We start from the raw sequence: 26,395 nt of genomic DNA on the forward strand, positions 1-26,395 counted from the left end.
TCAGATCCCGCAGGAGGAGGCCGACCAGAACCGCGTCGACCGGTGTGCCACGTGCGTGTGATCGTTGTGGCCGGGGTAGCCCGGCCCGAGGATCTCGGCGAACCCGTGGTTACGGGCCTGCTTCGCCAATCCGCAGAAGCCCTGCGAGCCGGCGCCGAGGTCGACGGCGTCACCGTAGAGATGACGGCTGTTGGTCGCGCCGCCGACCGCGTTGTTGCAGGCGACGCTGCGGAAGCCGCCGTTGACGTCGATCGGCCGGTCGCCCATGGCGTGCCGCATGGCCTGCAGCTTCCACATCGAGACCAGCGCGTTGGCCTTCGCCGTCGCCGGCGGGACGTTGCCGCCCGACCAGTCGGAGTTGCACCGGTTCAGTTCCGCGTAGGTGAAGTTGACCGGCGTGCAGTCGTCGTCCTGCAACGCGTAGAGCTTCGAGAACGTGGCAGAACCGGCGATGCCGTCCGCCGCCAGCCCGTACGCCTGCTGGAAGCGCGTGACGGCGGCCTTCGTGCCCGCGCCGAACTGGCCGTCGAGGGCGAGCACGCCACCGTAACCGGGGTACCCGGCGACGCGGATCTGCAGTTGCCGGACGTCCTCACCGGACGCCCCCTCGGACAACGTGCGTCCCCAGGAGTAGCAGGCGTCGGCGACGGACACTTCGCCCGCCGTCACCGGGCCCGGATCGGCGGCGGCCGGGGCGGCCACCGCGGTACCGAGCCCGGCCACCAGGGCGAGCATCGGCAGGAGGAAACGAATGCGCATGACAGGAACACCTTTCAAAGCAGGGAAGGTGAGACCCGTGACCCCCACGGGTTGTCAACGATTCACTGCCGAGGATGCTAACGCGGTTCCTCCTACCGCGCTGTGGGTCGTTCGACCCACACGATGAGCCTGCCTGGTCTCGTGAGTGGTAAGGACGGTTAGAACCGTCCTTACCACTCACGAGGCCATGTGCCGTCAGCCCTTCAGCTGCGGGAAGTCCTCCTCGCGGAACTCCCCCGCCGGCCGCCCGTCGGCGTCGTTCTCGCGGCCGCGCAGTTCGACCCGGCGGATCTTGCCGGAGATCGTCTTCGGCAGGTCGGTGAACTCCAGACGCCGGATTCGCTTGTACGGGGCCAGATGTTCCCGGCAGAAGGCCAGGATGGACACCGCGGTGTCGGCCGTGGGTTCGTGCCCGTTCGTCAGGACGACGTACGCCTTCGGCACCGCGAGGCGGATCGGGTCCGGCGCCGGGACGACCGCCGCTTCGGCGACCGCCTCGTGTTCCAGCAGGACACTTTCCAGCTCGAACGGCGAGATCCGGTAGTCCGACGCCTTGAAGACGTCGTCCGTCCGGCCCACGTAGGTGATGTAGCCCCGTTCGTCGATCGAACCGACGTCACCGGTGTGGTAAAAGCCGTTCGCGAACGCCGCGGCGGAGCGCTCTTCGTCGTCGGCGTATCCGGCCATCAGCCCGACCGGCCGCTTGTCGAGGTCGAGGCAGATCTCGCCTTCCTGCGCGCGTTCGCCGGTGACGGGGTCCACGAGCGCCACGGTGAAACCGGGCAGCGGACGGCCCATCGACCCCGGCACGACGTCCTGTCCGGGCGTGTTGGCGATCTGGACGCTGCTTTCCGTCTGCCCGAAACCGTCGCGAATCGTGACGCCCCAAGCCTTTTCGACCTGGTCGATCACCTCGGGGTTGAGCGGTTCGCCCGCGCCGACCACCTTGCGCGGCGGCGTCTTCAGCACGGTCAGATCCGCCTGGATGAGCATCCGCCACACCGTCGGCGGGGCGCAGAAACTGGTGATCCCGCACCGTTCCATCTGCGCCATCAGCGAGACCGCGTCGAACCGCGCGTAGTTGTAGAGGAACACCGTCGCCTCGGCGTTCCACGGCGCGAAGACGTTGCTCCACGCGTGTTTCGCCCAGCCGGGCGAGGAGATGTTGAGGTGGACGTCGCCCGGCTCGAGGCCGATCCAGTACATTGTGGACAGATGCCCGATCGGATACGAAACCTGCGTGTGCTGCACCAGTTTCGGCTTCGCGGTGGTTCCCGAGGTGAAGTACAGCAGGAGCGGGTCTTCCGCCGCCGTCGGGCCGTCGGGCGTGAAGGTGTCCGCTTCCTCGTAGGCGTCCACAAAGGACCGCCAGCCCTCGACCGGTTCACCGACGGCGATGCGCGTGTAGTCGCCCTCGACGTTCTCGAACTTGTGCGCGTCGACGGATCGGATCACGACGTGTTTCGCCGCGCCCCGCTCGACCCGGTCGGTGAGGTCCGCCGGGCCGAGCAGAGTCGAGGCCGGGATGATGACGGCGCCCAGTTTGATCGCGGCGAGGATCGTCTGCCACAGCTCGCCCTGGTTGCCCAGCATCACGATCAGCCGGTCGCCCCTGGCCACGCCGAGCGAGCGGAGCCAGTTCGCGACCTGGTTGGACCGCCGAGCCATCTCCGGGTAGGTCCAGCGGTTCTCGATGCCGTCCTCTTCGACGATCCACAGCGCGTACCGGTCCTGATTGGCCGGATCGGCCGCGACCACGTCGAACCAGTCCAGGGCCCAATTGAACTCGGCGGGCTGGGGCCAGGTGAAGTCCCGATAGGCGGTGTCGTAGTCCTCGCGATGGGCCTGCAGATAGTCCCGTGCCTCGCGGAACGTGCGGTATGCCTCCGAAGCGCTCACGATCGTCCTCCTGGTCCGCTGGTTGGGCCGCCGGTTCTTTCTACTCTCCCTTGAACTCGGGCGCGCGGCGCTCGAGGAAGGCCTGCACGGCCTCGCCGAGGTCCTTGCTGGGCAGGAAGGCCGCGTTCCAGGCCGAGACGTAACGCAGGCCGTCCGCGACCTGACGTTCGGTGTTGGCCGAGAGGACGTTCTTGGTGCCCTGCACGACCAGCGGCGGGTTCGTGGCGATCTCCGCCGCCAGCTTGCGGGCCTCGGCCAGCAGGGTCTCCTGATCCGCGTGGACGTCGTTGACCAGGCCGATCTTCTCGGCGCGGGCGGCGTCGATGTCCTTGCCGGTGAGCGCCAGTTCGCGCAGGTGCCCCTCACCGATGATCGGCGCGAGCCGCTGGAGGCTGCCGAGGTCGGCCACGATCGCGACCTTGACCTCGCGCACGCTGAACTTCGCGTCGGCGCTCGCCAGCCGGATGTCCGCGGCCGCGATCACGTCGACGCCACCGCCGATGCACCAGCCGGAAATGGCCGCGATGACCGGTTTGCGGCATTCCGCGATCGAGGAGACGCTCGCCTGGAGGGTCTTGACCTCGTCGAGGAACTTGGTTCGCGGGCCCGCGAGCGCGTCGCCGCCGAGCATTTCGCCCCAGCTGGGCATCATGGCGGGCAGGTCGAGCCCGTAGGAGAAGTGCTTGCCGCTCCCGGTCAGCACGACCGCCCTGACCTGCGGGTCCGCGTCGAGCGCGCGGAAGACGATCGGCAGCTCGCGCCAGAAATCGGGGCCCATCGCGTTGCCCTTGGACGGACCGAGCAGCGTCACTTCGGCGACGTGCCCGTCGATCTCCACCTTGAGCGAAACGAGATCGGGAAGACTGTCAGCTGTAGCGGTCATGGGGTCATCTTGACTCATGTGATTGACAGGCTGCCAACGGCCACTGTGCCCGGCCGCGCCTGAGATGCTTTCCTGGTACCAGCGAGTACTACCGGTGAGTACCGACGATCGACGAAGGACGGTGGGAGATGAGCCCGGCCAGCAGTGCCACCGCGGTCGCCGACCTGCCCGCACCGACCCCCGGACGGCGACGGGAACGATCCTCCCGGCCGATCGAACTGTCGGGATCCTTCACCCATGAGGGTCACCGGCTCGCCTACACCGAGTTCGGCTCCGGCGACCGGGTGGTCGTGCTCACCCACGGCATCATGCTGACGAGGCGGATGCACGCCCCGCTCGCCCGTAGGCTGGCCCGCGCCGGTTTCCGGGCGGTGACCCTCGACCTGCTCGGGCACGGCGATTCGGACCGCCCCACCGACTCGTGGCTGTACTCGATGCCCGCGTTCGCGGAGCAGACCGTCGCGCTGCTCGACCACCTGGAGATCGACGCCGCCGTCATCGGCGGGACCTCCCTGGGCGCCAACGTCGCGCTCGAAGTGGGCGTCGCCGCGCCGGAGCGGGCGCTCGGCCTGGTCGTCGAGATGCCCGTGCTGGACAACGCGATCGTCGCCGGGCTGATCACCTTCGCGCCGCTGCTCATGGCCGCCCGGTTCCTGCCGGTGACCGTGCAGGGTGTGGCGCTGGCGGCGAAACTCGTGCCGCACGGCAACCAGTGGGTCGACGTCGTCACCGACACGCTGTCCCAGCGGCCCGCGCCGATGGCCGCGCTCCTGCACGGCGTGCTCTTCGGGCGGATCGCGCCGCCCAAGTCGATCCGGTGCAAGATCGAGACCCCGGCGCTGGTCATCGGGCACGAACGCGACCCGATCCACCCCTTCGGCGACGCGGACACGCTGGCCGCGGACATGCCGGCGGCCGAGTTCGTCCAGGCCCGCAGCCCGGTCGAGCTGCGCTTCGACCCCACCCGCCTGACCGACACCATCGCCGACTTCTCCGCGCGCTGCCATGACCGTTGATCCGGCGCCGGTCCGCGACTCGGAGGAACTGCGGACCGCGCGGCTGATCCTGCGCAGACCGGGTCCCGAAGATCTCGACGCGATCTTCGCCCTCCACACCGATCCCGAGGCCTGCGCGCACAACCCTTCGGATCTGCTGGAGACGCGTAAGGACGCGGAGCTGCTGCTGCTCCGCTGGTCTCACCAGTGGAACCGGTACGGCTTCGGGTACTGGACGATCCGCCGCCACGACTCACCGCAGGCGCTGGGATTCTGCGGGGTGAAGATCGTCGGCTTCCGGCGCCGCCCGGTCCTGAACCTCTTCTACCGCTTGTTCCCCGCGTCCTGGGGTTCCGGGTACGCCGGCGAGGCCGCCACCGCGGCGGTGGACTGGGCCCGTGCCCACCGGCCGGACGACCTCGTGATCGCCCGCGTCCGGCCGGAGAACGTCGCGTCGCAACGGGTGGCGCTGCGAGCCGGGCTGGTCCGCGCGGAGCACCTCGACACCCCCGGCGACGACGGGACCGACTGGTTCTACGTCTCGGACCCCGGCTCAGTCTGTTGGTGAACCCGCGTCCGCGATCGACGTCGGCAGGGCGACCTGGTCTTCGTCAAGGCGCCCTGCCACCGCGATAGCGGGCCTTCGGCCAGCTCCGCCAACAGGCACTACGAGGGCTGAGCCAGCCCCGCCACCGGGCCGAAGACGATCACCGCGGGCGGCCGCACCCCGGCCGCCGCCGCGTCCTCGACCACCTTGTCCAAAGTGGAGCGGAGCACCCGCTGCGTGCGCATGGTGCCGTCCTCGACGATCGCCACCGGCGTGTCGCCCGGCCGCCCCGCCTGGAGCGCCTTGGCGAACAGCGGGAGCCGCTCGACACCCATCATCAGCACGATCGTGCCGCGCATCTTCGCCAGCAGATCCCAGTCCACCAGCGACTTCTCGTCGTCCGGCGCGACGTGCCCGGACACCACGACGACCTCGTGCGCGACGCCGCGATGCGTCACCGGGACATCCGCCGCGGCGGGGACGGAGAACGCGCTCGTGATGCCGGGGACCATCGTCACCGGGATGCCCGCTTCGGCGCAGGCGAGGACCTCTTCGAAGCCGCGGCCGAAGAGGTACGGGTCGCCGCCCTTGAGCCGCACGACGAATTTCCCGGCCTTGGCCCGCTCGATCAGGGTGGAGTTGATCACGTCCTGGCTGGCGGCGCGGCCGTACGGGATCTTCGCGGCGTCGACGATCTCGACGTGGGGTGCGAGTTCGTCGAGCAGTTCGCGTGGGGCCAGCCGGTCGGCGACGACGACGTCGGCCCTCGCGAGGAGACGGCGGCCGCGGACGGTGATCAGTTCCGGATCCCCGGGCCACCGCCCACGAGGGCGACGCCGGGGAGGTCTCCGTGGGCGTCCGGCACACGGCCGTCGGCGACGGTGCCGGCACGGAGGCCGTCGAGGATGCTGTCCCGGACGGTGGCCGACCGCAGCGGCTCACCGCCGGAGAGGACGCCGACCAGGAGCCCGCCGTGCCTGCCGGAAGCCGGGGTGACCGCGCTGCCGAGGTCGCCGTCGTCGGCGCGGACGCAGAACACCCGCGCGCGTTCGGCCTCGGCGCAGACGGCGGCGTTGACCTCGGGATCGTTCGTGCACGCCAGCGCGTACCAGGCGTCGGCGAGGTCGCCCTCGGCGTAGCGTCGCTCATGCCAGACGATCTCGCCGGCGTCGGCCATGGCGCTCACCGACGGCGTGGTGTGCGGCGAGACCAGTTCGACCCGCGCGCCGGCGCTGATCAACCGTGGCAGGCGGCGCTGGGCGACCGTCCCGCCACCGATCATCACGACACGACGGCCGGCCAGGTCGAGGCCGGAGAGGTAATGCGGGTCATCCATGCGGGGCAGTGTAAGGATTCAGCGCCCCGGACCGCGATCCGAGTGAGAACCGCCTCAGCTCTCCAGCAGCGTCAGCAGCTCGGTGTTGCCGAACATCCTGGCCGCGTCGATCGCCGACGGTTCCCCCGCCCTCGCGTCCGCGCCGCCCTTGAGGAGCGCCTTCACGACCTCGGGCTCGTTCTTGAAGACCGCTCCCGCGAGCGGGCTCTGGCCGCGGTCGTTCTCGCGGTTCGGGTCGGCGCCGCGCTCGATCAGCGCCCCGACGGTCTCGGCGTGACCGTGGTACGCGGCGAGCATGACCAGCGTGTCGCCCCGGTCGTTGGTCAGGTTCGGCGAGATCCCGGCGTCGACATACGCGGCGAGCTCGGCCGTCGCGCCCGAGCGGGCGAAGCCGAACACCTTGGCCCACAACTCCAGCAGTTCGGGATCGAATTCCTCGGCCTGTCCGGGGTTCTCCGTCATGGGGCCGATTCTTTCACAGGGCCGCGGTCCGGGCGGCGCGTCGCACCGCCCGGACCGGCGGCGTCAGCGCCCCGCGTTGGGGTAGGGCAGCAACGCCATCTCGCGGGCGTTCTTGATCGCCGTGGCGACCTGTTTCTGCTGCTGGGGCGTCAGCCCGGTGACCCGGCGGGCGCGGATCTTGCCGCGGTCGGAGATGAACTTCCGCAGCAGGTCGACGTCCTTCCAGTCGACCTCGGTGATCTTGTTGGCGTGCAACAGGTTCGTCTTGCGCTTGTACGGACGGTCGCGGTTCGGCTTGCCCATCGCGCTCACCAGCTCGACTTCGTGACGCCGGGCAGTTCGCCGTTGTGCGCCATCTGCCGCATCCGGACCCGCGAGAGCCCGAACTTCCGCAGGTAGCCACGCGGGCGGCCGTCGGCGGTGTCGCGGTTGCGGATCCGGGTCGCGCTGGCGTCGCGCGGCATCGCCTGCAGGGCCGACACGGCCGCGGCCTTCTCCTCGGGCGACGCGGAGGGCGAGGCGATGGTGGCCTTCAGCTCACGACGTCGTTCGACGTAGCGCGCGGCGACGACCTTGCGCTGTTCGTTCTTGGCGATCTTCGACTTCTTGGCCATCAGCGCTCCTCCTTGAACTCGACGTGCTTGCGCGCGATCGGGTCGTATTTGCGCAGCACCATGCGATCCGGGTCGTTCCGGCGGTTCTTCTTGGTGACGTAGGTGTAGCCGGTGCCGGCGGTCGAGCGGAGCTTGATGATCGGCCGGACGTCGGTGCTCTTGGCCATCAGAGCTTCACCCCTTTCGCGCGGAGCTCGGCCACGACGGCCTCGATCCCCCGCTTGTCGATGGTCTTCATGCCCTTCACCGAGACCCGCAGCCGCACCCAGCGCCCCTCGCTCGGCACGAAGTACCGCTTGGCCTGCAGGTTCGGCTCCCAGCGCCGGGACGTGCGCCGATGCGAATGCGACACCTGCTTCCCGTAGCCCGGTTTGCGGCCGGTGACCTGGCACACGGCGGACATATACCCTCCCAAGTTGATATCGGTTGTCGTTTTCATTTACTCTACACAGCCGAACCAGAACGCCCTCGACGCCCCGGAGCTTCAGTGACCGACAACCCCCGCGTGCCCCTCGTCCTGATCAGTGGCCTCGCACCGGGACCGAACGCCGACCTCGCCGAGCGGCTGCGCCTCGCCGAACCCGGCACCGCCGTCGTGCACCACGACCTGAGGCAGATTCACTCCGGAGTGGTCCGGCGGCGGATCCGGCTCGCCGACCGCGACCAGCTGACCGTCCTCGAACTGGCGCACGGCTGCGTCTCGTGCACGTTGCGCGAGGACTTGTTGCCGCTGCTGCGCAAGCTCTCCCAGATGCCGCAGGTGCGGCGGATCGTGGTGCGGCTCGACGAGGCGATGGAGCCCGAGCCGGTCAGCTGGGCGCTGCACAACGTCCTCGTCGGCGAGCGTCCGGTGATCGAGGACGTCGACCTGCGGGCCGTGCTGACCGTCGTCGACTGCGCGGGCTGGCTGGCCGACAGCACCGGAGACGACACGCTGGCCGAGCGGAACCTGCGGGCCAGCCCCGAGGACGAGCGCACCGTCGCGCAGGTCGCGCTGTCCCAGGTCGAGTTCGCCGATCTGCTCGTCCTCTCCGGCGCGGCGACCGACGCCTGGTCCGCGGCGAAGGCCTCGGCCGTGCTCGACCGGGTCGCGCCGTCGATCCCCCGCGTCGAGCTGTCCTCCGTGGACGGGAAGACCGTGCTCGACGCCGTCCCGGCCGATGCCCGGCGCGGCGAGGTCACCGACATGCACGGGCCGCTGCTGCGCGGCCAGCCGCCGCTGCACACCGACTGCGGGATCGGGCTGCTCACCTTCACCTCGCAGCGCCCGTTCCACCCGGAGCGCCTCCACGACGCGATCGACGTCCTGCTCGACGGCGTCGTCCGCACCCGGGGACGGCTCTGGGTGGCGAGCCAGCCGGACATGGCGCTGTGGATCGAGTCGGCGGGCGGCGGCCTCGGCGTCGGGCACGCGGGGCCGTGGCTCGCCGCCCCGGACGGTCCGGACTGGGCCGCCGTCTCCCCCGAACGGCGCACCCTCGCGTCCCTGCGCTGGAACCCGCTGTTCGGCGACCGCGCGCAGGAACTGGTCGTCGTCACGGATCAGGCCACCCCGGACGAGATCGAAGCCGCCCTGAACGGGGCGCTGCTGACCGAGGAGGAACTCGCCGCCGGCGAGCAGGAATGGCTCCAATACCCGGATCCGTTCGGCGAGTGGCACGAAGAACCGTGTGAGGACACGGAAACCGACCCTGAGAAGCACGACGTGAACGCGTCGAACCGAAAGGACGAAACGCAGTGAAACCGGGAATCCACCCCGACTACCACCCGGTGGTGTTCAAGGACCTCTCCACCGGGGACGCCTTCCTGACGCGCTCCACCGCCACCTCGGAGCAGACCATCGAATGGAGCGACGGCAACACCTATCCGCTGGTGAACGTCGAGATCAGCTCGTGGTCGCACCCGTTCTGGACCGGCAACCAGCGGATCATGGACAGCGCCGGCCAGGTCGAGAAGTTCCACCGCCGCTACGGACGCCGCGGAGGGTCGAAGTAATGGCCGTCCCGAAGCGGAAGATGTCGCGCAGCAACACCCGGTCCCGTCGTTCGCAGTGGAAGGCGGCCGTGCCGGATCTGGTGCCGATCAAGGTGAACGGCGAGACGAAACTCGTGCCGCGCAAGCTCATGAAGCACTTTCATCAGGGTGGAGAGTGACGACGCCGGTCACGGTGCTGTCCGGCTTCCTCGGCGCGGGCAAGACGACCGTGCTCAACCACGTCCTCGCCAACCGCGACGGGCTGCGGGTGGCGGTGATCGTGAACGACATGAGCGAGGTCAACATCGACGCCGCGCTGGTGCGGGACGGGAACAGCCTGTCCCGCACCGAGGAACGGCTCGTCGAGATGACCAACGGCTGCATCTGCTGCACCTTGCGCGACGACCTCTTGGAGGAGGTCTCGCGGCTGTGCGAGGACGGGCGGTTCGACTATCTGCTCATCGAATCGAGCGGGATCTCCGAGCCGATGCCCGTGGCGGCGACGTTCTCCTTCGCCCGTGAGGACGGCGCGACCCTGCTGGACTCCGCGCGGCTCGACACGATGGTGACCGTGGTCGACGCGGTGAACTTCGAGCGGGAACTGGCGGCCGGGGACGCGCTGACCGAACGCGGGCTGGACCAGTACGACGGGGACGAGCGGACGGTCAGCGACCTGCTGATGGACCAGATCGAGTTCGCGGACGTCCTCCTGCTGAACAAGGCGGACCTCGTCCCGGCCGGCTCCCTCGACCGGCTGACGGCGGTGCTGCGGCGGCTCAACCCGGCCGCCGAGGTCGTCGTTTCGACGCACGGCCGGGTTCCGCTCCATCGGGTGCTCGGCACCGGGCGCTACGACGTCGAACGGGCGCAGGAGGCACCCGGCTGGGTGGCGGAGCTCAACGGCGATCACGTTCCGGAGACGGAGGAGTACGGGATCTCCAGTGTCGTCTTCCGCGCCTCGCTCGCTTTCGACGCCGAGCGGCTGTGGGATTTCGTCGGCAGGCTCGACACCGGGGAGTTCGGGACGGTCCTGCGGTCGAAGGGGTTCTTCTCGCTGGCGTCGCGGCCGGGGGTGACCGGGTTGTGGTCGCAGGCCGGTTCGGTCGCCCGGTTCGAGCCGCAGGGCGTCGAGGAGGCGCCGCGGCAGGAACTGGTGTTCATCGGCGTGGGGCTGGAGAAGGACGCGCTGCTGGACTCGCTTCAGGCCTGTCTGGCCACCGATCCGGCCGGGGCGGACCCGTTCCCGGAATGGGAAGCGGTGCACGTCCACTGAGCAGTACGCCTCGTGAGTGGTGAGGGCGGTTCTAACCGTCCTCACCACTCACGAGACTCGACCGGCGATGTCACGTGACCGACCGGACGACACGCGTGATCCGGCGGACGACACGCGTGGCTGGAGGAACGACACGACCGCCGCCGGGGTTCCCGCCACGAGCCGTCCGTCTAATCACGTGTGTCGTCCATCCAGCCACGCGTGTCGTCCGGTCAGTCACGCGAACCCGCCGCCGGCGCACCGGCGATAGGTACCTAAGCCACCCTTGGCTCTCACCGTCCTCACCACTCACGAGGACGAGGGTCAGTGGTCGTCGTAGTGGTCCCCGTGCGCGGCGTGGCGGTGGCCGTCGTGCAGGTAGTCGACGTGGTCGCCGTGCGGGACCGCGACGTGACCGCAGCCCTCGCCGTGGGCGTGGTCGTGCCCCTGATGCGGAATGTGGCCGCTGGCCTCGCACTCGTCGAAATGCCCGTCGTGCGCGCGGTGCAGATGCCCGTCGTGCACGTAGTCGACGTGGTCGCCGTGGGGTACGGCGACGTGGCCGCATCCTTCACCGTGAGCGTGCGTATGGCCGGCGTGTTCGGTGTGCGCGGCGGTCATCACCGGGTCCTTCCTGATCGAAAATGCCTGATCAGGCGGACCGTAGCACCGGTCTACGGGCCCAGCAGCGCTCTCACCCGACCGAGTGCCCGCACCTGGTCGGCCCAGCGCGGGCCGGTCAGCCCGACGACGATGTGGGCCGCTCCTGCCTCCCGGTACTCCGCCAGCCGTTCGGCGACGGCCTCGGCGGAACCGGTCAGCGGCAAGGAGAGCGCCTGGTCGAGCGGCATCCCATAGGTGCCGGTGATCCCTGCCGCCAGATCAGCCGCTGTCGGCAGGTCCGCGCCTTCGCCCAGCGCGCCGGTGGCGCCGACCGCGATCACCGGGTTCGCGAGGCCGAGATCCGTCAGCCGTCGTCGTCCGTCGGCGACGGCGTCCGGCGGCAGGAGCGACGGGAACCACCCGGTGCCGTGCTCCGCGACGCGCTGGAGCACGAGCCGTCCCCGATTGCCCACCCAGATCGGCGGAACCGCCACCGCCGGCGCCAAGGCGACGACGGCATCGCCGATCCGCACCTCGTTGCCCGCCAGCAGCTCCGGCACCAGGCGGAGCGCCTGGTCGGTGCGGGGGCCGCGTTCGCCGAACGGTACCCCGGCCGCGGCGAACTGGGCCTCTCCCCCGCCCGAGCCGATGCCGAGGATCAGCCGTTCGCCCGACACCTGCTGCAGCGTGGCGATCTGCTTTTGCCGCCCACGCCAACGGCCGCAGCGCCGGGACGAAAACGCTCAGCCCGATGCGGATCCTGGTCGTGACCGCGGCGGCGACCGCCAGCCCGACCGTGCTGTCGAGCGAAGGACGGCCGGTCATCAGGTGATCGCCGAGGAACACACTGTCGAGGCCCGCGTCCTCGGCCTGCCGGGCGGAGACACGGAGGTCGCCGGACGGGAGGATCACACCCAGTTTCATGAGCCCATCGTGCGACCTCCACTCGACTGGCGGTCAAGGCGCGGAGCACGGTCAGGCGATGCGGCGGTGATGCCCGGCCCAGAACGGCTCACGCAACGCCCGCTTGTCCACCTTGCCGATCGCCGTCAGTGGCAGCGCTTCGGCGAAGTCCACATCGGACGGTACGAAATGCTCGCGGCCGAAGACCTCCCTGGCGTGCGCACGGACTTCTTCGGCCGACAACGCTCCCGAAGCGACCGGCACCACCACGGCGTGGACCCGCTCGCCATCCTCACCCGGCACACCGAACACGGCCGCGGAACGGATCAGCGGATGCCGCGCGAGCACGTTCTCGACCACGGTCGAGTACACCTTGGTGCCGTGCTCGCCGGTGACGATGACGTCGTTCGCGCGGTCCAGCAGGTAGAGGTACCCCTCGTCGTCGAACCGCCCGAGATCACCGGTCCGCAGCCAGCCGTCCCCGATCGGCGCCGACCCGTGGTAGCCGTCCATCATGGACAGTCCGCGCACCAGGACCTCCCCGTCGTCGATCCGTGCCTCCATGCCCGGGACGATCCGGCCCACGGACTCGAGCCGCTCCGGCCGCCCGTCGAGCTCCGCCGCGGAGATACTCGCGATCATCGGCGCCTCGGTGAGCCCGTATCCCTGCCCGACCACGGGCCCGAACACGTCGAGGGCCTGTGCCAGCCGCCGCGGCGGAAGCGGGCGGCACCAAACGAAAGCCCGCGCACACTGCTGACGTCGCACGACGCCATGGCCGGATGATCGAGCACGGCGGCCAGCCGCGCCGGGGTGAGGGACAACGTGGTGATCCGGTGTCCCGCGATCGCGTCCAGGACGGCGCCCGCGTCGAAACCTCGCAGCAGCACCACACTTTCCCGCCGCAGGATCGCCCCCAGCACGGTGGCGTTGCCGGTCATATGCGTCATCGGCGCGATCAGCAGGGTGCGTCCCGGCCCCGCCGGATCCGGCGCGAAGATATGGGCCATCCCGTCGTAGATCCCGCTGTGCCGGATGAGTTTCGGCGTTCCGGTCGTGCCACCGGTGGGGAAGACGACGGTGACCGACCCCGGCAGCCGCACCGGGTCGGTACCGTCACGGTCCATCAGTTCGTCGAAGGTGGTCACCCGCTCGTCACCGGCAGGCCAGTCCGCCGCGTGCTCGGCCACCAGGGTCGTGACCCCGGCCGCCTCGACCGCGGCGAGCCGATCCGGCGAACTCGCCGACGCGGCGACGAGCAGGACCGTCGAGCCTCGCAGCTGGGCGGCGATCTGCAGGAGGACGGTTTCGGGCCGGTTGCCGGCGTCGATGGCGACCACCCCGCCCTCCGGCAGCGCCGCGTACATCCGGCGCAGGAGTTCGAGCGCCTGCCCGTAGCCGGTCTCCACGCCGTCCTGGACGAACAGCACCTCGTCGCCACCCGAACGAAGCGCGTCCAGCACCCGGGTCAAGAACAGACTCTCCACCGGCCGGACCCTAGCCCAGGGCTCACGACCCCGAGCAGCACCCGCCGCCGGCCGAAGCGGAATCCTCGTAGGCGTCGTGCCAGTTCCACCACTCGTACGGCGGCGTCTGCGGATAGCCCTCCGGCGAGTCCTCCCACTCCTCCTGCCGTCCCAGCGCGGTGATGTCGAGGTAGCTCCAGGTGCTCCCCATCGCCTCGTCGCCGCGATCGTTGACGAAGTACGTCCGGAACACCTGGTCGCCGTCGCGAATGAAGGCATTGGTGCCGTGCCACTCGTCGACACCGAAGTCGACGTCGAAGTCGCCGGTGATCGTGTACCACGGCATCGTCCAGCCCATCCGCGTCTTCAGCCGCGCGATGTCCGGCTGGGTACCTCGCGAGGCGAACGCCAGCGTGGTGTCGCGGGCGTTCAGATGCGCGACGTGCGCGACCTGGTCGGCCACCAGCGAGCAGCCTTTGCAGGCGTGGTCGGGGAAACCTTCCACACCGGGATCGAAGAACGCCCGGTAGACGATCAGCTGACGGCGTCCCTCGAACAGGTCGAGCAGGTTCACCGTCCCGGACGGGCCTTCGAACTCGTACGGCTTCTCCACCGCGAGCCACGGCATCCGCCGCCGCTCGGCCGCGAGCGCGTCGCGGGCGCGGGTCAGCTCCTTTTCCTTCACCAGCAACCGAAGGCGCGCTTCCTCCCATTCGGCCGCGGACACCGTGTTCATCGCGCCAGCTCCGCGGGCAGCACGCTCTTCCGGTTCGGCTGCCCCTCGCCCGTGGTGATCAGGTCCCGCAGGCTGGTGCCGACGTAGAACGTCCACGCCTTGTGGCAGACGTCGAAGCATTCGTACTCCGGGACCAGCCCGTGATGGGTGAAACGCGCTTCGGTCTTGCCGTCCTTCTCCTCGATCTCGAACGTGATCGTGGTGCCGACCCATTCGGTCTCGTCGCGGGTGAAGTCGAAGTGGTTTTCCAGCACCAGCCAGGAGACCTTGCGGCCGGGCACGGATTCGGTGATCCGGATCCGGCAGCGGTGCACCTCTTCGTAGTGGTACTCGAACTCGTCCCCGGTGAACTCGATCTCTTCCGACCACCACCGGCGGACGTCGGTGAACGCGTCGAAGACCTGCCGCGGCGTCCGGTCCACGGTGAAACTCGTCGTGAAGCTCATGATGAACCCTCCAGATGGTCTTTCAGGGCCGCGAGCGGCCCGTCCCAGTCACGGGCGAGCGCGGCGAGGAATTGCTGGGCGACCTGCATCGGCGCCGAGTGCAGCCGGTAGCGGACGCGGCGCCGCTCCCCTTGTTCCGGGGTCACCAGGCCGGCGTCGGTGAGCAGGGCGAGGTGCTTGGCGATGGCCTGCCGCGTGATGGGCAGCCGGTCGGCCAGGTCGGTCGCCGTGGCCGGGCCGCCCGAGGCGAGGACGGCGAGAATGCTCCGCCTGCTCGGGTCGGCCAGTGCGACGAAGACCTGTTCGGCGATCGCTTCGATGTCAGGCGGCATCGAGGTATTCGATCAGTTCGCCCAGCTCGGCCGCCCACCCCTTCGTGTTCCTCTCGAAAGCGACCTGGTGGACGTCGTCCGGCAGCTGGGAGAAACCGGTCTCGACGACCGTGAGCCGCGTGCCTTCGCCGTTCGGGGCGAGGGTGAACTCGACATAGGTACGACGCGGGTCGTCGTCGGGCAGGCCGTAGATGTTCCAGGTGAAGCCGAAGACCTCCGGCTCTTCGACGCGCTCGACGCGCATGTTCGCCTTGTGCCCCTCGTCCCATTTCATCTCGGCGTCACCACCGGGCCGCAGGTCGATACTGGCCTGGTTGCCGAACCAGGTGCCCAGGCCCTCGGCCGTGGTCAGCGCGGCCCAGACCTTCGCGGGCGGGTGGGCGATCTCGACGGTGCGTTCGATCCGGTCGGGGAATCCCACGACAGCCTCCTCAAGTAGCAATCAATCGGTTGCTATAACTTTGTATAGCAACCGGCTGATTGCGTCAAGGGGAGTTCAGGAAGCCGTGTACAGCGCGCCGAGGAATTCGAGCAGCAGCCGCTCCCGCAGCGGGCCGGGTGCCGTGGCCAGCAGGGCGTTGATCTCCGCCATCCGCGTGGGCAGGCCCGTGTCGCCGCCGAGGCCCGCGGCGGTGAGCAGCCCGGCGAACTGCTCCGGCGTCAGCGTCGCGGGGTCCAGTGCGGCGACGAACTCCGCCACCTGTGGATCGACGACGACCGGCCCGGCCTCCCGGGCGGCCGCGACCGAAGCGGCGAGATCGGCCAGGAAGTCCTTCTCGCTCCCCCGGTTCGCCGCCGTCACGGTCAAGTGCAGGTTGGCGGGCGACGACTCGTGGGCGAACTGCGGCTGGACGTACCAGCCGCGCTCACGCATCTCGTCCGCGACGGTGAACAGGTCGAACCCGGCGCCGTCCGCCACGGTGAACGCGAGCAGGGTCGACACCGGATCGCCGAGAACGCGCAACCCGTCCAGCGCCTCGATCCCGGCACGGAGCTCCACGGCCGCCTCACGCGCCGCCGAGGCCAGCTCCCGGTAGCCCTCTTCGCCGACATGGCGCACGACGGCCCACGCCGCGGCGAGCGGACCACCCGATCGCGTGCTCTGCAGCGTGGTGTTCAGCATCGTGTAGCCGGGCCAGTCGGCACTGGCGAAGTACTGCGAACGGCGCAGCCCGGCGTCGGCGTGCAAGAGGACCGACACGCCTTTCGGGCAGTACGCGTACTTGTGCAGATCCACCGAGACGCTGGTGACCCCGGGGACGTCGAAGCCGAACGGGCCGAGCCCCAGATACGGCAGCACCCAGCCGCCGATACAGGCGTCGACGTGGAACCGGACGCCGTCCAGCGACGCGGCGATCTCCGGAACCGGGTCGAGGACGCCGTGGGCGTACGACGGCGCGCTCGCGACGACGAGCACCGTGCTGTCGTCGACCGCCGCGGCCATCGCCTCGGGGACGGCGCGGAAGCTCACCGGATCGACCGGCACCGAAACCACTCGCACGCCGAAGAAATGCGCCGCTTTGTGGAAGGCGGCGTGCGCGGTCGTGGGCAGCACGATGTTCGGCGAAGCCACTTCCGGACGCGCGTCGCGGGCGGCCAGGACGGCGAGCATGCACGACTCCGTGCCGCCGGACGTCACCGATCCGGCCGTGTCCGCCGTACCGCCCAGCAACCGGGCGGCGGTGCCGACGAGGTCGTTCTCCATCCGCAGCAGGCTCGGGAACGCCGTCGGGTCGAGGCCGTTGGCCGACGAGGCCAGCGCGTGCGCCGCCGCGCCGAGTTCGTCCACTTCGGACAGACCGCTGTCGTAGACGTACGCCAGCGTCCGGCCGCCGTGGGTCGGCAGGTCTCCCGCGCGCAGGTCCCGAAGCTCCTTCAGGACGTCCTCGGCGGTCACGGGCGGCGCTCCAGCACCGATTTACGCAGCAGCGGGATGCCGAGCACGATCAGCACGGCAGGCAGGATCGACGCGCCGAGCAGGATCGCCGTGAGCGCGCTGTCCGGCTGCGCGGCCTTGGCGTCGAGGCTGGACTGGTAGCCGCCGAACTGCAGCACCAGTCCCCAGAGTCCGGGGCCGAGCGCGAGCCCCAGCGTCTCGGACGCGGTCCACACCCCGGCCGCGACCCCGGCCCTGGTCTCGCCCGTCCGCCCCTCCTCGTCGCTGATCAGGTCCGGCAGGATCGCCAGCGGGAACACCGAGATGCCCGCGTACCCGACACCACAGAACGCGACGAACACCATCGTGACGGCGAACGGGAGCACCTCGGCGCCGAGGAGCCCGAGCAGGCCGATCCCGAACGCGGCGGTGGCGATCCGGAACCCGGCCAGTTTCCCGACGCTCGCCCCGAGCCTCGGCCACAGCGGCATGGTCAGCAGCGCCGGACCGACGAACCCGACGAACAGCACCGTCGAGTACCCGGAGCTGCCGAGGATCCGCTCGGCGAAGAACGGGATCGCGGCCAGCACCGTGCCGATGCCGAGCGCCTGGATGAAATAGACCCCGAGCAGCCAGCGGAACGGCCGCCATTGCGCCAGTGTCCGCAGCAGCTCGCGCGGGCTCACCGTGTTGGGCCGCAGCGCGCCGACGGGAGCGTCCTTGAGCCCGAAGTACACGCCGAGGGTCGCGAGCAGGATGACCACGGCGATGAACAGGCCCATGACCCGGTAGCCGGTGACCCCGCCGACGAGGTCGGTGATCGCGGGCGCGCCGCCACCGGAGACCAGGATGGCGACCGCGAGAAAGCCGATCCGGACGCTGGTGAGCTTCGTGCGCTCTTCGGCCGAGTCCGTCAGCTCGGCGGGCAGCGCGTTGAACGGCACCTGGAAGAAGGCGTACGCGGTGGCGCACAACAGGAACACGACGACGACGTAGATCGCGTCGGGCACCGGGCCGCCGAAGCCCGGGTGCGCGAACAGTGCCGCGAAGAGAATCGCGACGCCGATGCCGCCGTACAGCAGGAACCGGCGGCGGCTGCCGGTGCGGACCATGTCCGCGTCCGACAGCCGTCCCGCGATCGGGTTGAAGAGCACGTCCCACGCTTTGGGAACGAAGACGATCAGGCCGGCCACGCCCGCCGCGACGCCCATCGTGTCGGTCAGGTACTTCAGGAGGAGCAGGCCGGGAACCGTGCCGAAGGCGCCGGTGACGAACGAGCCGAGCGAGTAGCGGTACCTCGTCCGTGCTGGCAGCGATGCCATGATCCTCCTCGAGGCGGTTCTCCCGATGAAGGCCTCAGTATTGGATCTTGGCCACCACCGGGTAGTGGTCGGAGGGAATCGTGCCACCGTCGTAATGCACGAGCTGTACCGGGCCGACAGCGGCGAGTGGACGGCCGCCCGCGCGTACGGCTCCGATGTAGTCGAGCGAGTCTCGGTAGGTCGCCGGAACCGACTTCGCCGCATTGGGGTTCGTCGCCGCGTCGAAGGTGTACGCGCCTTCGCCCGTCGTGCGGAGAATGCCGTCGAGGAAGGCCTCTCCCTGCTGAACCTGGGTCCGGCCGAGGGAATCCTTGCGCGCTTGTCCCGCCCAGTACTCGATGTTCAGGTCGCCCGCGATGACGACCGGCTCATGGGCGGGGGCGTATTTCGTGACCAGGTCCCGGATCTCGCCGAGTTGCGCCATCCGGACGTCGTGCGCCTTCGGCAGTGTCTCCGGCCCCTCGTCGGCCTGCATGTGGGTACCCGCGATCCAGACCGGCTTCCCAGCGACGACCAGGCGGGCGAGCGCGGCCCCCTTGTTGGACAGGTAGTCCGCGGTGCCGGAATGGGAATTGCGGAAGACCAGCTGGTGCTGTTCGGTCACCGGCGCCTTGCTGAGCACGGTGACCCCGCCGTTGACCACGATCGGGGAATTCGAGCAGTCGCCGTTCACCGAGTTCCAGCCCGGTGAGGTGGAGCAGTACTGCCCGACGAGCGGGGTCTGATGCGGCCAGACGTCCTTCAGCCGGTTCCGCATTTCCTCCGCCTGGGCGCTGAAAGCCTCGTCCAGGACGACGATGTCGGCGTCGTTCGCGCGGATGACCGCCTCCGCCGCGCGGGCCCGCGCTTGTTTGTCCGAGGTGTTCGGGCTGGCGATCCAGGGCAGCTGCCAGATGTTGAACGCCATGACCTTCACCGAGACCGCCGCCTGGGCGGGGACGGCGGTTCCGGCGAACATGGCGGCGGCGATGGCGAGTACGGCGAGCTTCCGCACGAAAGATCCTTCCGGTGTCAGGAGACGACGAACGTCCGCGAGGTCCCGCTGAACGCGGAGATCGCTCCGTTCCAGCCGTTCTTCCAGTTGCCGAAGTGGACCACGCGATATTTGCCGATCGGGGCGTTCGCGGGGATCTTCCAGTGGACGACGGCTTTCGATTCGGCGACGAACGTCCGCGCCCAGTGGTACTTCGTGTCCCAGTCGCCGTCGTCGGCGTGACGGACCCACTCGCCGTCGACGAACCGCTGGATCTCCAGGAAGGTGTCACCGCGCCGGAGGTCGTTCTTCGGATGCCCGGTGACGAACTCAACCGCGACCTGTTCGCCGCGCGCGTACGTGCTTTTCGCGTCGGACAGGACGTCACCGAAGTCCTTGAACGCGGGCGGGCTGTCGAACACGACGCCGGGCTGGAAGTTGATCAGCTTGCCGCGCAGATCCCTCGGCGTCGGCCCGTGCGGGACCGAGGTCCCCGCCTTCATCGCGGCCGCGAGCTTCGCGAATTCCTGCTGGTACGCGGGAAGCGTGTAGCGGCCGTAGAGGGTCGACGCGCCTTCGTACTGCTGCGAGTCGTACTCCTCGGGCGTGGTGACATATTGGCTGTAGGCGTTGGCGTAGCCCTGGATGAGCACGTTCTCCAGCGGGACACCGAGTTCGGCCGCGACGGTCCGGCGCAGGCGCAGCCCGGCGACGATGGTCAGCTCGGCCGGTACGGCCACGAGATGCAGCTGCCCGATCCGGACGAGCTGCAGTGGCAGGACCTCCGGCGTCCACGGATACGGCTTCATCGCCCCGAACGGCACCGCGATCACCTTGGGCGCGTGCGCGTCGGCCAGCGCCTGCGGGATCGGCGCGTCGATGCCGCCGAGCCAGTCGATGAACGGGTTCTTCACGCCTTCCGGGAGGGGAAGGCCGGGGCCGTCCTCGCGGCTGCCCGCCAGCATCGAGACCCCGATCGCGGCCGTGCAGGTGCGCTGCGGGCGCCCGTTCGGGGTGTACTTCGCGTCGACGGACACATCGGACATGTCCACGTAGCACATCCGGTGGTCGACACCGCCCGTCACGGCCTCGGCGGCCGCGTCGAACGCGCTCTTCGCCGCGCGGAACTGGAGATCGCCGATGGTGCGGGTGTTCTCGAACTCGGTTTCGGGCGTACCGGGTTCCAGGTTCAGGTTCGGGCTCATGTCGCCGGTGTTGGTCTGCGGGAACGCGGCGACGAACCGCGGGTTCCCGTCGAGGTAGCGCACGCCGGCGTGGTCGTGCTCCCATTCGTAGGCGGCGTACCCCTTGTTGTCGCCGCTGATCAGGTGGTTGCCGTTGCTCATCGACGTCCCGTGCGTGGCGAACCAGCTGATCGCGCCGACGTCGACGCCGTTCTGGCTGAACCGCAGCACCGTGACGGCCGGGTCGATCGCCTGCGGGAAGTGGTCCCGGTCAGCCTGCGGATTCAGCTCGAAGGCCTTGCGCGAGCGGTTGACGCTCGCCTTGGTGAGCTCGGCACGGCCGAGCCGGATCGACCCGGGCGCGAGGTTCGCGTGTGCCCGGCCGATGGCCTCGAAGATCCCGTCGACGTGCGCGTCGTACACCTGCTGCTGAAAGCCGAGGATCGCCAGATCGTAGGCGGCGTAATGGGAATCCCCGCCGCACGCGGAGTGGGTGTGCGTGGCGTTGAGTAGCACGTTCTGCTCGGTGTACAGGTCGCCGTACGCGGCCTGGAGCTTGCGCATGACGCCCTGGTGGACGGACTGGAACAGCGCGCCGAGGTCGGCGGTGACGAAGGCGATCCGCTTGGTGCCGTCGTCGACCACGAACGCCCGTGCCCGGGTGCGGAGGTGGATGCCGGCGGTCTGCTGCTGCGGCATCGAGTAGCCCATCATGCCGTTCTCGGCGGCCGGGCCGGTGACGTCGGAAATACCGGCACCGACGCGGAAACCCTTCGACGGCGCCGCTTGCGCCTGCTGGGCGCCGAGCACGCTCGCCGCCACGGGCAACGCCGCCGCACCCGCGAGAACCCGCCTCCGGCTCACCGTCATGAGTCGCACCTCCCGGCCACGAACATGAACCGACTTCATGTTCGTGGCCGGGACGCTACGTGATGGGGCTCACTGCCGCAACCCACGAAAGGCCGGGGGCTGAAGGGGCCTTTCACCGCATGTGACGCGGCGAAGGGCGCTTTCACCGCGTGTGATGCGGTGAAAGCGCCCTTCAGCAGAACGACACCTGGCCACGACCGCCGCTCTCCGCCGGTCACCCGTCAAGTGACGCGAAAGCCACTTTCGGGACACCAGACGTCGCGAAAGTGGCCTTCGCGACAGCACTTCCGACCGAATTCCTCGTGAGTGGCAAGGACGGTTCTAACCGTCCTTGCCACTCACGAGACCGGAGCGGCTACGCGAGGGTTTCGGCGACCTTCGTGAGCGTCGCGGCATCGCCACGCAACAGCAGCGTGGTCACCACGGTCTTTTCCCACGCGGCGAGTTCGTCGCGGATCTTCTCCGCCGGCCCGATCAGCGACGTGTCCTCGACCAGCGACGTCGGGATCGCGGCCGTCGCCTCGTCCTTGCGGCCGGCCAGATACAGCTCCTGGACCTTGTCTGCGACGTCCTCGTACCCCATCCGGGCGAAGACGTCGTGGTGGAAGTTGACCGATTTCGCGCCCATACCGCCGATGTAGAGCGCGAGCGACGGTTTGATCCAGCTCGCGGCCTCTTCGACGTCGTCGTGGACGAGCACCGGGACGGACGCGGCGACCTCGAAGTCACCGAAACCGCGCCGGGCGCCGGGGCGCGAGAAACCTTCCTCCAACGCCGTCCGGTAGAAGGCGTCGCTCTTGGGCGAGAAGAACAACGGGAGCCAGCCGTCGCAGATCTCCGCCGACAGCGCCACGTTCTTCGGCCCTTCCGCGGCGAGGAAGATCGGGATCTCCTTGCGGAACGGGTGCACTGTGGACTTCAACGGTTTGCCGAGCCCGGTGCCGCCCCGCAACGGAAGCTGGAAGTGCTGTCCGTCGTGGGTCACCGGCGCCTCGCGCGCGACGACCTTCCGCACGATGTCGACGTACTCGCGGGTGCGGGCGAGCGGCTTCGGATAGGGCTGCCCGTACCAGCCTTCGACCACCTGCGGCCCGGACGCGCCGAGCCCGAGCACGAACCGGCCACCGGACAGGTGATCCAGCGTCAGCGCGTGCATGGCGGTGGCGGTCGGGGTGCGCGCCGACATCTGGACGATGTTGGTGCCGAGCTTGATCCGGCTGGTCGACGCACCCCACCAGGCGAGCGGGGTGAACGCGTCCGAGCCGTAGCCCTCGGCGGTCCACACCGAATCGAAGCCGAGTTCTTCGGCCCGCAGGATCGTGTCCAGCGCGCCCTCCGGCGGGCCGGAGGACCAGTAACCGAGGTGGTAACCAAGCTTCATCGAGGCTCCTCGTCAGACGTTCGGTGAGTAGTGCTCGGGTTTGCCCCGCTCCGAAAGCGGCGGAAGGTTCCTCGCGGGAGTCTCGACCAACGGCGCGTCCGGGGCCAGTCCGCCACGCTCGCGGCGCCACCCCGCCCTGGCGCGCGGATGGTAGCGGCGATCGCGCGGGACCAGCTTGAACGCCGCGTTGATCAGCTTTCCGACCCGGCGATGGCGTCGCTCGTCGCGTTCGGTCCAGGTGTAGCCGAGCCGCTCGCGGATCGGCGGGTCGTACAGGCCGACCGTCAGCCAGACGAAGTTCCGCGCCACCTGCCCGCGGACCAGGTTCCACGCGAAATCCGGCAGCCAGGGCAGGAAATGCGGTTTGGCGATGTCCTGGATCTCGAGGACGTCGCGGGTCGCCTTGTTGTCCTCCAGGACGTCCTCGCACATGCGCTTCCAGTACAGCTGGAAGTCCTCCCACGATTCCGGCACCGGGCGCATGCTCATCCCGTACATCTCGTACCACTGCACGTGCTCGTCGAAGAGCTTCCGCTTCTCGGCCTCGCCGATACCGCCGCAGAAGTTGTCGGCGATGAGGATCGCGCTCACGAAGAACGTCGAGTGCGCCCAGTAGAACGTGTCCGGGTTGAGCGCGTGGTAGCGCCGCCCATGTTTGTCGACGCCCTTGATCCGATCGTGGTAACCGCGCACCTCCAGCGCGGTCTGCCGGGCCCGCGGACCGTCGTAGATCACTCCCCCGATCGGGTAGAGCGAGCGGAACAGCCGCTGCCAGCGCTCCTCGAAGAACCGCGAGTGTTCCTCGACGCCCGCGCCCAGCTCGGGGTGCATGTTCTGCATGGATCCGGCCCAGAGCGCGATGAGCAATCCGCGCCAGTCGCCGAAGTACTTCCAGGTCAGCGAATCCGGTCCCAGCGGCCGCGGCTGTGTCATCCCCGGTCTCCTCAATGAGCTGGTTAAATTGACCACAACTGTTGTCAGGTTAAGGTTGACAACGGCCGTAGTCAACAAGAGGAGCCGATCATGGCCGGCCGCAGCTGGGCAGGCACGACCCTGGACGACCGCAAGGCCGCGCGGCGGGGACAACTCGTCGACGCGGGCCTCGACCTGCTCGGGACCCAGGGCAGCGCGGGGGTGAGCGTCCGCGCGGTGTGCCGTCACGCCAAGCTCACGGAGCGGTATTTCTACGAGAGCTTCGCCGACCGCGAGGAGCTGGTCGTCGCGGTCTACGAGCACATCGGCGAGCAGGCGCGGCAGGCTCTCGTCGACGCGGTCAGCGACACGGCCGAACCCGCCGAACGGGCGAAGGCCGCGGTCCGCGCCTTCGTCGAGTTGATGCTCGACGATCCGCGCAAAGGCCGCGTGCTCCTGCTCGCGCCGATCACCGATCCCGCGCTGACCACGCGCGGGATCGCGCTCCTCCCCTCGTTCGCCGAGCTGGTCAGCGGGCAGCTGTCCCACGGTGACGCGGCCGAGCGGCAGATGACGTCGATCGGGCTGGTGGGCGCGCTGAGCAACGTGTTCATCGCCTACCTCGACGGCTCGCTCAAGGTGAGCCGCGAGCGCCTGATCGAGCATTGCGTCCGCCTCGTGCTCGGCGCCGACCGTCAGCCCTGACCGCGTTCGGCGACCAGTTGCAGGGCGATGTCGATGATCATGTCCTCCTGTCCGCCCACGTACTTCGCGGCGCCGACGCGGTAGAGGATTTCGTGCGCCGGGACGTCGTAGCGTTCCGCCGCGCGTTCGGCGTGCAGGAGGAAACTCGAGTACACCCCGGCGAATCCCTGCACGATCGACGACCGGTCCATCACCGGCAGCCGGGTGATGTAGGGCTTCACGACGTTCTCGGCCGCGTCCATCAGCACGTCCTTGTCGACGCCGGTGCGGATCCCGAGCCGCTCGAACGTCGCCGCGAGGACCTCGGTCGGCGAGTTGCCCGCGCCCGCGCCGAGCGCCACGAGCGAACCGTCGATCTGCCGCGCGCCCGCCCGGTAGGCGAGCACCGAGTTCGCGACGCCGAAGCTCAGGTTCTGGTGCCCGTGGTAACCGACCTGCGCCTCGTCGCCGAACTCCGCCACCAGCGCGGCGACGCGGTCGCCAGCGTCCTCCAGGATCAGCGCCCCGGCGGAGTCGACGACGTACACGCATTGGCACCCGGCGTCGACCATGATCCGGCCCTGTTCCGCCAGCGCCTCGGGCGTGGACATGTGGGACAGCATCAGGAAACCGACGGTCTCCAGCCCGAGTTCCCGTGCCGCGCCGAAATGCTGGACGGAGACGTCGGCCTCGGTGCAATGGGTCGCGATCCGGACGGCGCCCGCGCCGAGGTCGGCCGCCACGCGCAGATCGCCGACCGTGCCGAGGCCGGGCAGCAGCAGTACCGCGATCTTCGCGTGCCGCGCCTCGTCGACCGCCGCCTCGATCAGTTTCCGTTCGTCCACAAGGGAAAAGCCGTAGTTGAACGTCGAGCCGCCGAGCCCGTCGCCATGGCTGACCTCGATCAGGGAGACCCCGGCGTCGTCCAGCGCCCGGACGGTGTCGCGCACGTTCTTCTCGGTGAACTGATGCGCCATCGCGTGGCTGCCGTCGCGGAGGCTCGTGTCGACGAGCCGGACCTCACGGCTCACTTCGTCCCAGCTCATGCCGCCACCTCCTGAGTGGCCAGCAGATCGCCGACGCGGGCGGCCGCGGCCGTCATGATGTCGAGGTTCCCGGCGTACTTCGGCAGGAAGTCCCCGTTCCCGGCGACCTCCAGGAACACCGCGACCCGCGCTTGCCCGCTCCACCCCGGCCGGGGCGGGTCGTATTGAGGGTCCGCTTTGAGCGTGTAGCCCGGCACGTAACCCTGGACCGTCTCGACCATCCGGTGGATGGATTCGCTCACCGCGTCGAAGTCCGCGTCCGGGTCGATCGCGCAGAACACGGTGTCACGCATGATCATCGGCGGTTCGACCGGATTGATGATGATGATCGCCTTGCCGCGGCTCGCTCCCCCGACGAGTTCGATCCCGCGCGCCGTGGTCGCGGTGAACTCGTCGATGTTCGCCCGCGTGCCCGGCCCGGCCGAGCGCGACGAGACGGACGCGACGATCTCCGCGTAGGGCACCGGCGTCACCCGCGACACCGCGTGCACGATCGGGATCGTGGCCTGGCCGCCGCAGGTGATGAGGTTGACGTTGGGCACGTCGAGCCGCTCGGGCAGGCCCACCGCGGGGCAGGTGAACGGGCCGACCGCGGCCGGGGTCAGGTCGATCGCGCGGATCCCGGCGGTGGCGTACCGCGGAGCGTTCGCCAGATGCGCCTTCGCCGACGTCGCTTCGAAGACCAGATCCGGCAGCTCGTCGCGCGACAGCAGCCAGTCGACGCCGCCGGCGGAGGTCTCCAAGCCCAGTTCCGTGGCCTTCGCCAGCCCGTCCGAATCCGGGTCCACGCCGACCATGTACCGCACCTCGACGTGCTCGCTGCGCCTCAGCTTCGCGAGCAGGTCGGTGCCGATGTTCCCGGGACCGACGATCGCGGCCACCGCTTTCCGTTGCGCCATGTCGGATGACGCTCCCCGTTCGGATAGGGCACACTCAACCC

Annotated in this window: 29 protein-coding genes and 3 pseudogenes; 7 read left to right on the plus strand and 25 right to left on the minus strand. The window is 69.4% G+C overall.

Annotated features, from left to right (window positions below):
* The 3 genes from MJQ72_RS09730 to MJQ72_RS09740 form a co-directional block, all read right to left on the minus strand.
* Nucleotides 1–759, minus strand: a complete 759-nt coding sequence (locus tag MJQ72_RS09730; RefSeq protein ID WP_240598778.1) for a D-Ala-D-Ala carboxypeptidase family metallohydrolase — start codon at nt 757–759, stop codon at nt 1–3.
* Between the two features lie 195 nt (nt 760–954).
* Complete coding sequence (locus tag MJQ72_RS09735; protein ID WP_315860846.1) at nt 955–2,658, minus strand: AMP-binding protein; 1,704 nt, start codon at nt 2,656–2,658, stop codon at nt 955–957.
* A gap of 40 nt (nt 2,659–2,698) precedes the next feature.
* Complete coding sequence (locus MJQ72_RS09740; protein ID WP_240598779.1) at nt 2,699–3,541, minus strand: crotonase/enoyl-CoA hydratase family protein; 843 nt, start codon at nt 3,539–3,541, stop codon at nt 2,699–2,701.
* Nucleotides 3,542–3,669: 128 nt separating this feature from the next.
* Here MJQ72_RS09740 and MJQ72_RS09745 point away from each other — a divergent pair, with 128 nt between their 5' ends.
* A complete protein-coding gene (locus MJQ72_RS09745; RefSeq protein ID WP_240598780.1) occupies nt 3,670–4,557 on the plus strand; it encodes an alpha/beta fold hydrolase in 888 nt (295 codons plus the stop codon).
* Nucleotides 4,547–5,104 carry a GNAT family N-acetyltransferase gene (locus MJQ72_RS09750; protein WP_240598781.1) on the plus strand — a complete coding sequence of 186 codons (558 nt, stop codon included), beginning with the start codon at nt 4,547–4,549 and terminating at the stop codon, nt 5,102–5,104. Before MJQ72_RS09745 ends, MJQ72_RS09750 begins: the two co-directional genes overlap by 11 nt.
* 98 nt (nt 5,105–5,202) lie before the next feature.
* Here the strand turns inward: MJQ72_RS09750 and cobA are convergent.
* The 6 genes and pseudogenes from cobA to rpmB all read right to left on the minus strand — a co-directional run bounded on the left by cobA (nt 5,203) and on the right by rpmB (nt 7,898).
* Nucleotides 5,203–6,419 (minus strand): annotated as a pseudogene (gene cobA / locus MJQ72_RS09755) (uroporphyrinogen-III C-methyltransferase).
* Between the two features lie 54 nt (nt 6,420–6,473).
* Complete coding sequence (locus MJQ72_RS09760; protein ID WP_240598782.1) at nt 6,474–6,881, minus strand: ankyrin repeat domain-containing protein; 408 nt, start codon at nt 6,879–6,881, stop codon at nt 6,474–6,476.
* Between the two features lie 63 nt (nt 6,882–6,944).
* Nucleotides 6,945–7,193, minus strand: a complete 249-nt coding sequence (rpsR, locus tag MJQ72_RS09765; protein ID WP_240598783.1) for a 30S ribosomal protein S18 — start codon at nt 7,191–7,193, stop codon at nt 6,945–6,947.
* On the minus strand, nt 7,190–7,495 hold the full coding sequence (gene rpsN, locus MJQ72_RS09770; protein ID WP_125678321.1) for a 30S ribosomal protein S14: 306 nt from the start codon (nt 7,493–7,495) through the stop codon (nt 7,190–7,192). The genes rpsR and rpsN overlap by 4 nt, the downstream gene beginning before the upstream one ends.
* On the minus strand, nt 7,495–7,662 hold the full coding sequence (gene rpmG / locus MJQ72_RS09775; RefSeq protein WP_240598784.1) for a 50S ribosomal protein L33: 168 nt from the start codon (nt 7,660–7,662) through the stop codon (nt 7,495–7,497). The genes rpsN and rpmG overlap by 1 nt, the downstream gene beginning before the upstream one ends.
* The gene (rpmB, locus tag MJQ72_RS09780; protein ID WP_005149951.1) at nt 7,662–7,898 is read right to left on the minus strand and encodes a 50S ribosomal protein L28; all 237 of its coding nucleotides are present in this window, start codon (nt 7,896–7,898) and stop codon (nt 7,662–7,664) included. Before rpmB ends, rpmG begins: the two co-directional genes overlap by 1 nt.
* Nucleotides 7,899–7,982: 84 nt before the next feature.
* Between rpmB and mrf the strand changes: the two genes are divergently transcribed.
* The 4 genes from mrf to MJQ72_RS09800 are packed head-to-tail and all read left to right on the plus strand — an operon-like array spanning nt 7,983 to nt 10,742.
* Entirely contained in the window at nt 7,983–9,236 is a 1,254-nt protein-coding gene (gene mrf, locus MJQ72_RS09785) for a ribosome hibernation factor-recruiting GTPase MRF (RefSeq protein ID WP_240598785.1), read from the plus strand.
* Nucleotides 9,233–9,490 carry a type B 50S ribosomal protein L31 gene (locus MJQ72_RS09790; RefSeq protein WP_034306403.1) on the plus strand — a complete coding sequence of 86 codons (258 nt, stop codon included), beginning with the start codon at nt 9,233–9,235 and terminating at the stop codon, nt 9,488–9,490. Before mrf ends, MJQ72_RS09790 begins: the two co-directional genes overlap by 4 nt.
* Nucleotides 9,490–9,648: a 50S ribosomal protein L32 gene (gene rpmF / locus MJQ72_RS09795; RefSeq protein ID WP_005149940.1), complete on the plus strand. Its 159-nt coding sequence runs from the start codon at nt 9,490–9,492 to the stop codon at nt 9,646–9,648. Before MJQ72_RS09790 ends, rpmF begins: the two co-directional genes overlap by 1 nt.
* Nucleotides 9,645–10,742 carry a GTP-binding protein gene (locus MJQ72_RS09800; protein ID WP_240598786.1) on the plus strand — a complete coding sequence of 366 codons (1,098 nt, stop codon included), beginning with the start codon at nt 9,645–9,647 and terminating at the stop codon, nt 10,740–10,742. The genes rpmF and MJQ72_RS09800 overlap by 4 nt, the downstream gene beginning before the upstream one ends.
* Before the next feature lie 303 nt (nt 10,743–11,045).
* On the opposite strand, the gene MJQ72_RS09805 is transcribed toward MJQ72_RS09800, so the two are convergent.
* The 14 genes and pseudogenes from MJQ72_RS09805 to MJQ72_RS09865 all read right to left on the minus strand — a co-directional run bounded on the left by MJQ72_RS09805 (nt 11,046) and on the right by MJQ72_RS09865 (nt 23,746).
* Nucleotides 11,046–11,342, minus strand: coding sequence for a hypothetical protein (locus MJQ72_RS09805; RefSeq protein ID WP_240598787.1), 297 nt, complete (start codon nt 11,340–11,342; stop codon nt 11,046–11,048).
* 53 nt (nt 11,343–11,395) lie between these two features.
* Nucleotides 11,396–12,248, minus strand: a pseudogene (locus MJQ72_RS09810) (LLM class flavin-dependent oxidoreductase).
* A gap of 51 nt (nt 12,249–12,299) precedes the next feature.
* Nucleotides 12,300–12,791: a class I adenylate-forming enzyme family protein gene (locus MJQ72_RS45025; protein WP_396426983.1), complete on the minus strand. Its 492-nt coding sequence runs from the start codon at nt 12,789–12,791 to the stop codon at nt 12,300–12,302.
* A pseudogene (locus MJQ72_RS09815) lies at nt 12,786–13,714 on the minus strand (AMP-binding protein); the annotation flags it as partial. The gene MJQ72_RS45025 and the pseudogene MJQ72_RS09815, both read right to left, overlap by 6 nt.
* 22 nt (nt 13,715–13,736) lie before the next feature.
* On the minus strand, nt 13,737–14,429 hold the full coding sequence (locus MJQ72_RS09820; protein ID WP_240598789.1) for a DUF899 domain-containing protein: 693 nt from the start codon (nt 14,427–14,429) through the stop codon (nt 13,737–13,739).
* On the minus strand, nt 14,426–14,875 hold the full coding sequence (locus MJQ72_RS09825; RefSeq protein ID WP_240598790.1) for an SRPBCC domain-containing protein: 450 nt from the start codon (nt 14,873–14,875) through the stop codon (nt 14,426–14,428). Before MJQ72_RS09825 ends, MJQ72_RS09820 begins: the two co-directional genes overlap by 4 nt.
* Entirely contained in the window at nt 14,872–15,207 is a 336-nt protein-coding gene (locus MJQ72_RS09830; protein WP_240598791.1) for a helix-turn-helix transcriptional regulator, read from the minus strand. The genes MJQ72_RS09825 and MJQ72_RS09830 overlap by 4 nt, the downstream gene beginning before the upstream one ends.
* Nucleotides 15,197–15,628 (minus strand): SRPBCC domain-containing protein, encoded by a 432-nt coding sequence (locus tag MJQ72_RS09835; RefSeq protein WP_240598792.1) that lies wholly within the window; start codon nt 15,626–15,628, stop codon nt 15,197–15,199. The genes MJQ72_RS09830 and MJQ72_RS09835 overlap by 11 nt, the downstream gene beginning before the upstream one ends.
* A 75-nt stretch (nt 15,629–15,703) precedes the next feature.
* Nucleotides 15,704–17,104, minus strand: a complete 1,401-nt coding sequence (locus MJQ72_RS09840; RefSeq protein ID WP_240598793.1) for an aminotransferase class V-fold PLP-dependent enzyme — start codon at nt 17,102–17,104, stop codon at nt 15,704–15,706.
* Nucleotides 17,101–18,405: an MFS transporter gene (locus tag MJQ72_RS09845; protein WP_240598794.1), complete on the minus strand. Its 1,305-nt coding sequence runs from the start codon at nt 18,403–18,405 to the stop codon at nt 17,101–17,103. The genes MJQ72_RS09840 and MJQ72_RS09845 overlap by 4 nt, the downstream gene beginning before the upstream one ends.
* Nucleotides 18,406–18,439: 34 nt before the next feature.
* Nucleotides 18,440–19,399 carry a sphingomyelin phosphodiesterase gene (locus MJQ72_RS09850; RefSeq protein WP_240598795.1) on the minus strand — a complete coding sequence of 320 codons (960 nt, stop codon included), beginning with the start codon at nt 19,397–19,399 and terminating at the stop codon, nt 18,440–18,442.
* Nucleotides 19,400–19,416: 17 nt separating this feature from the next.
* Complete coding sequence (locus MJQ72_RS09855; protein WP_240598796.1) at nt 19,417–21,432, minus strand: neutral/alkaline ceramidase; 2,016 nt, start codon at nt 21,430–21,432, stop codon at nt 19,417–19,419.
* Nucleotides 21,433–21,787: 355 nt separating this feature from the next.
* On the minus strand, nt 21,788–22,813 hold the full coding sequence (locus MJQ72_RS09860) for an LLM class F420-dependent oxidoreductase (RefSeq protein ID WP_240598797.1): 1,026 nt from the start codon (nt 22,811–22,813) through the stop codon (nt 21,788–21,790).
* Between the two features lie 12 nt (nt 22,814–22,825).
* A complete protein-coding gene (locus MJQ72_RS09865) occupies nt 22,826–23,746 on the minus strand; it encodes an oxygenase MpaB family protein (protein WP_240598798.1) in 921 nt (306 codons plus the stop codon).
* Nucleotides 23,747–23,836: 90 nt separating this feature from the next.
* On the opposite strand from MJQ72_RS09865, the gene MJQ72_RS09870 reads away from it, so the two are divergent.
* The gene (locus MJQ72_RS09870; RefSeq protein WP_063273524.1) at nt 23,837–24,430 is read left to right on the plus strand and encodes a TetR/AcrR family transcriptional regulator; all 594 of its coding nucleotides are present in this window, start codon (nt 23,837–23,839) and stop codon (nt 24,428–24,430) included.
* On the opposite strand, the gene dmpG is transcribed toward MJQ72_RS09870, so the two are convergent.
* Both dmpG and MJQ72_RS09880 read right to left on the minus strand, forming a co-directional pair.
* The gene (gene dmpG / locus MJQ72_RS09875) at nt 24,421–25,455 is read right to left on the minus strand and encodes a 4-hydroxy-2-oxovalerate aldolase (protein WP_240598799.1); all 1,035 of its coding nucleotides are present in this window, start codon (nt 25,453–25,455) and stop codon (nt 24,421–24,423) included. The two genes, MJQ72_RS09870 and dmpG, sit on opposite strands and share 10 nt — an antisense overlap.
* The gene (locus tag MJQ72_RS09880; RefSeq protein WP_240598800.1) at nt 25,452–26,354 is read right to left on the minus strand and encodes an acetaldehyde dehydrogenase (acetylating); all 903 of its coding nucleotides are present in this window, start codon (nt 26,352–26,354) and stop codon (nt 25,452–25,454) included. Before MJQ72_RS09880 ends, dmpG begins: the two co-directional genes overlap by 4 nt.
* Nucleotides 26,355–26,395: the final 41 nt, after the last annotated feature.

Origin of the sequence: Amycolatopsis sp. EV170708-02-1 (genome assembly GCF_022479115.1) — a bacterium.
Lineage (GTDB): Bacteria > Actinomycetota > Actinomycetes > Mycobacteriales > Pseudonocardiaceae > Amycolatopsis.

Bases quoted from the DNA above. Each gene is read 5' to 3' on its own strand.
- MJQ72_RS45025 (WP_396426983.1), bottom strand. From the start codon at position 12,791: ATGGAGGCACGGATCGACGACGGGGAGGTCCTGGTGCGCGGACTGTCC.
- MJQ72_RS09870 (WP_063273524.1), top strand. From the start codon at position 23,837: ATGGCCGGCCGCAGCTGGGCAGGCACGACCCTGGACGACCGCAAGGCC.
- MJQ72_RS09745 (WP_240598780.1), top strand. From the start codon at position 3,670: ATGAGCCCGGCCAGCAGTGCCACCGCGGTCGCCGACCTGCCCGCACCG.
- MJQ72_RS09880 (WP_240598800.1), bottom strand. From the start codon at position 26,354: ATGGCGCAACGGAAAGCGGTGGCCGCGATCGTCGGTCCCGGGAACATC.
- rpmG (WP_240598784.1), bottom strand. From the start codon at position 7,662: ATGGCCAAGAGCACCGACGTCCGGCCGATCATCAAGCTCCGCTCGACC.
- MJQ72_RS09740 (WP_240598779.1), bottom strand. From the start codon at position 3,541: ATGACCGCTACAGCTGACAGTCTTCCCGATCTCGTTTCGCTCAAGGTG.
- MJQ72_RS09820 (WP_240598789.1), bottom strand. From the start codon at position 14,429: ATGAACACGGTGTCCGCGGCCGAATGGGAGGAAGCGCGCCTTCGGTTG.
- MJQ72_RS09805 (WP_240598787.1), bottom strand. From the start codon at position 11,342: ATGACCGCCGCGCACACCGAACACGCCGGCCATACGCACGCTCACGGT.
- dmpG (WP_240598799.1), bottom strand. From the start codon at position 25,455: ATGAGCTGGGACGAAGTGAGCCGTGAGGTCCGGCTCGTCGACACGAGC.
- MJQ72_RS09750 (WP_240598781.1), top strand. From the start codon at position 4,547: ATGACCGTTGATCCGGCGCCGGTCCGCGACTCGGAGGAACTGCGGACC.
- MJQ72_RS09830 (WP_240598791.1), bottom strand. From the start codon at position 15,207: ATGCCGCCTGACATCGAAGCGATCGCCGAACAGGTCTTCGTCGCACTG.
- MJQ72_RS09730 (WP_240598778.1), bottom strand. From the start codon at position 759: ATGCGCATTCGTTTCCTCCTGCCGATGCTCGCCCTGGTGGCCGGGCTC.
- rpsN (WP_125678321.1), bottom strand. From the start codon at position 7,495: ATGGCCAAGAAGTCGAAGATCGCCAAGAACGAACAGCGCAAGGTCGTC.
- MJQ72_RS09760 (WP_240598782.1), bottom strand. From the start codon at position 6,881: ATGACGGAGAACCCCGGACAGGCCGAGGAATTCGATCCCGAACTGCTG.
- MJQ72_RS09855 (WP_240598796.1), bottom strand. From the start codon at position 21,432: ATGACGGTGAGCCGGAGGCGGGTTCTCGCGGGTGCGGCGGCGTTGCCC.
- MJQ72_RS09860 (WP_240598797.1), bottom strand. From the start codon at position 22,813: ATGAAGCTTGGTTACCACCTCGGTTACTGGTCCTCCGGCCCGCCGGAG.
- rpmF (WP_005149940.1), top strand. From the start codon at position 9,490: ATGGCCGTCCCGAAGCGGAAGATGTCGCGCAGCAACACCCGGTCCCGT.
- MJQ72_RS09845 (WP_240598794.1), bottom strand. From the start codon at position 18,405: ATGGCATCGCTGCCAGCACGGACGAGGTACCGCTACTCGCTCGGCTCG.
- MJQ72_RS09825 (WP_240598790.1), bottom strand. From the start codon at position 14,875: ATGAGCTTCACGACGAGTTTCACCGTGGACCGGACGCCGCGGCAGGTC.
- rpmB (WP_005149951.1), bottom strand. From the start codon at position 7,898: ATGTCCGCCGTGTGCCAGGTCACCGGCCGCAAACCGGGCTACGGGAAG.
- MJQ72_RS09865 (WP_240598798.1), bottom strand. From the start codon at position 23,746: ATGACACAGCCGCGGCCGCTGGGACCGGATTCGCTGACCTGGAAGTAC.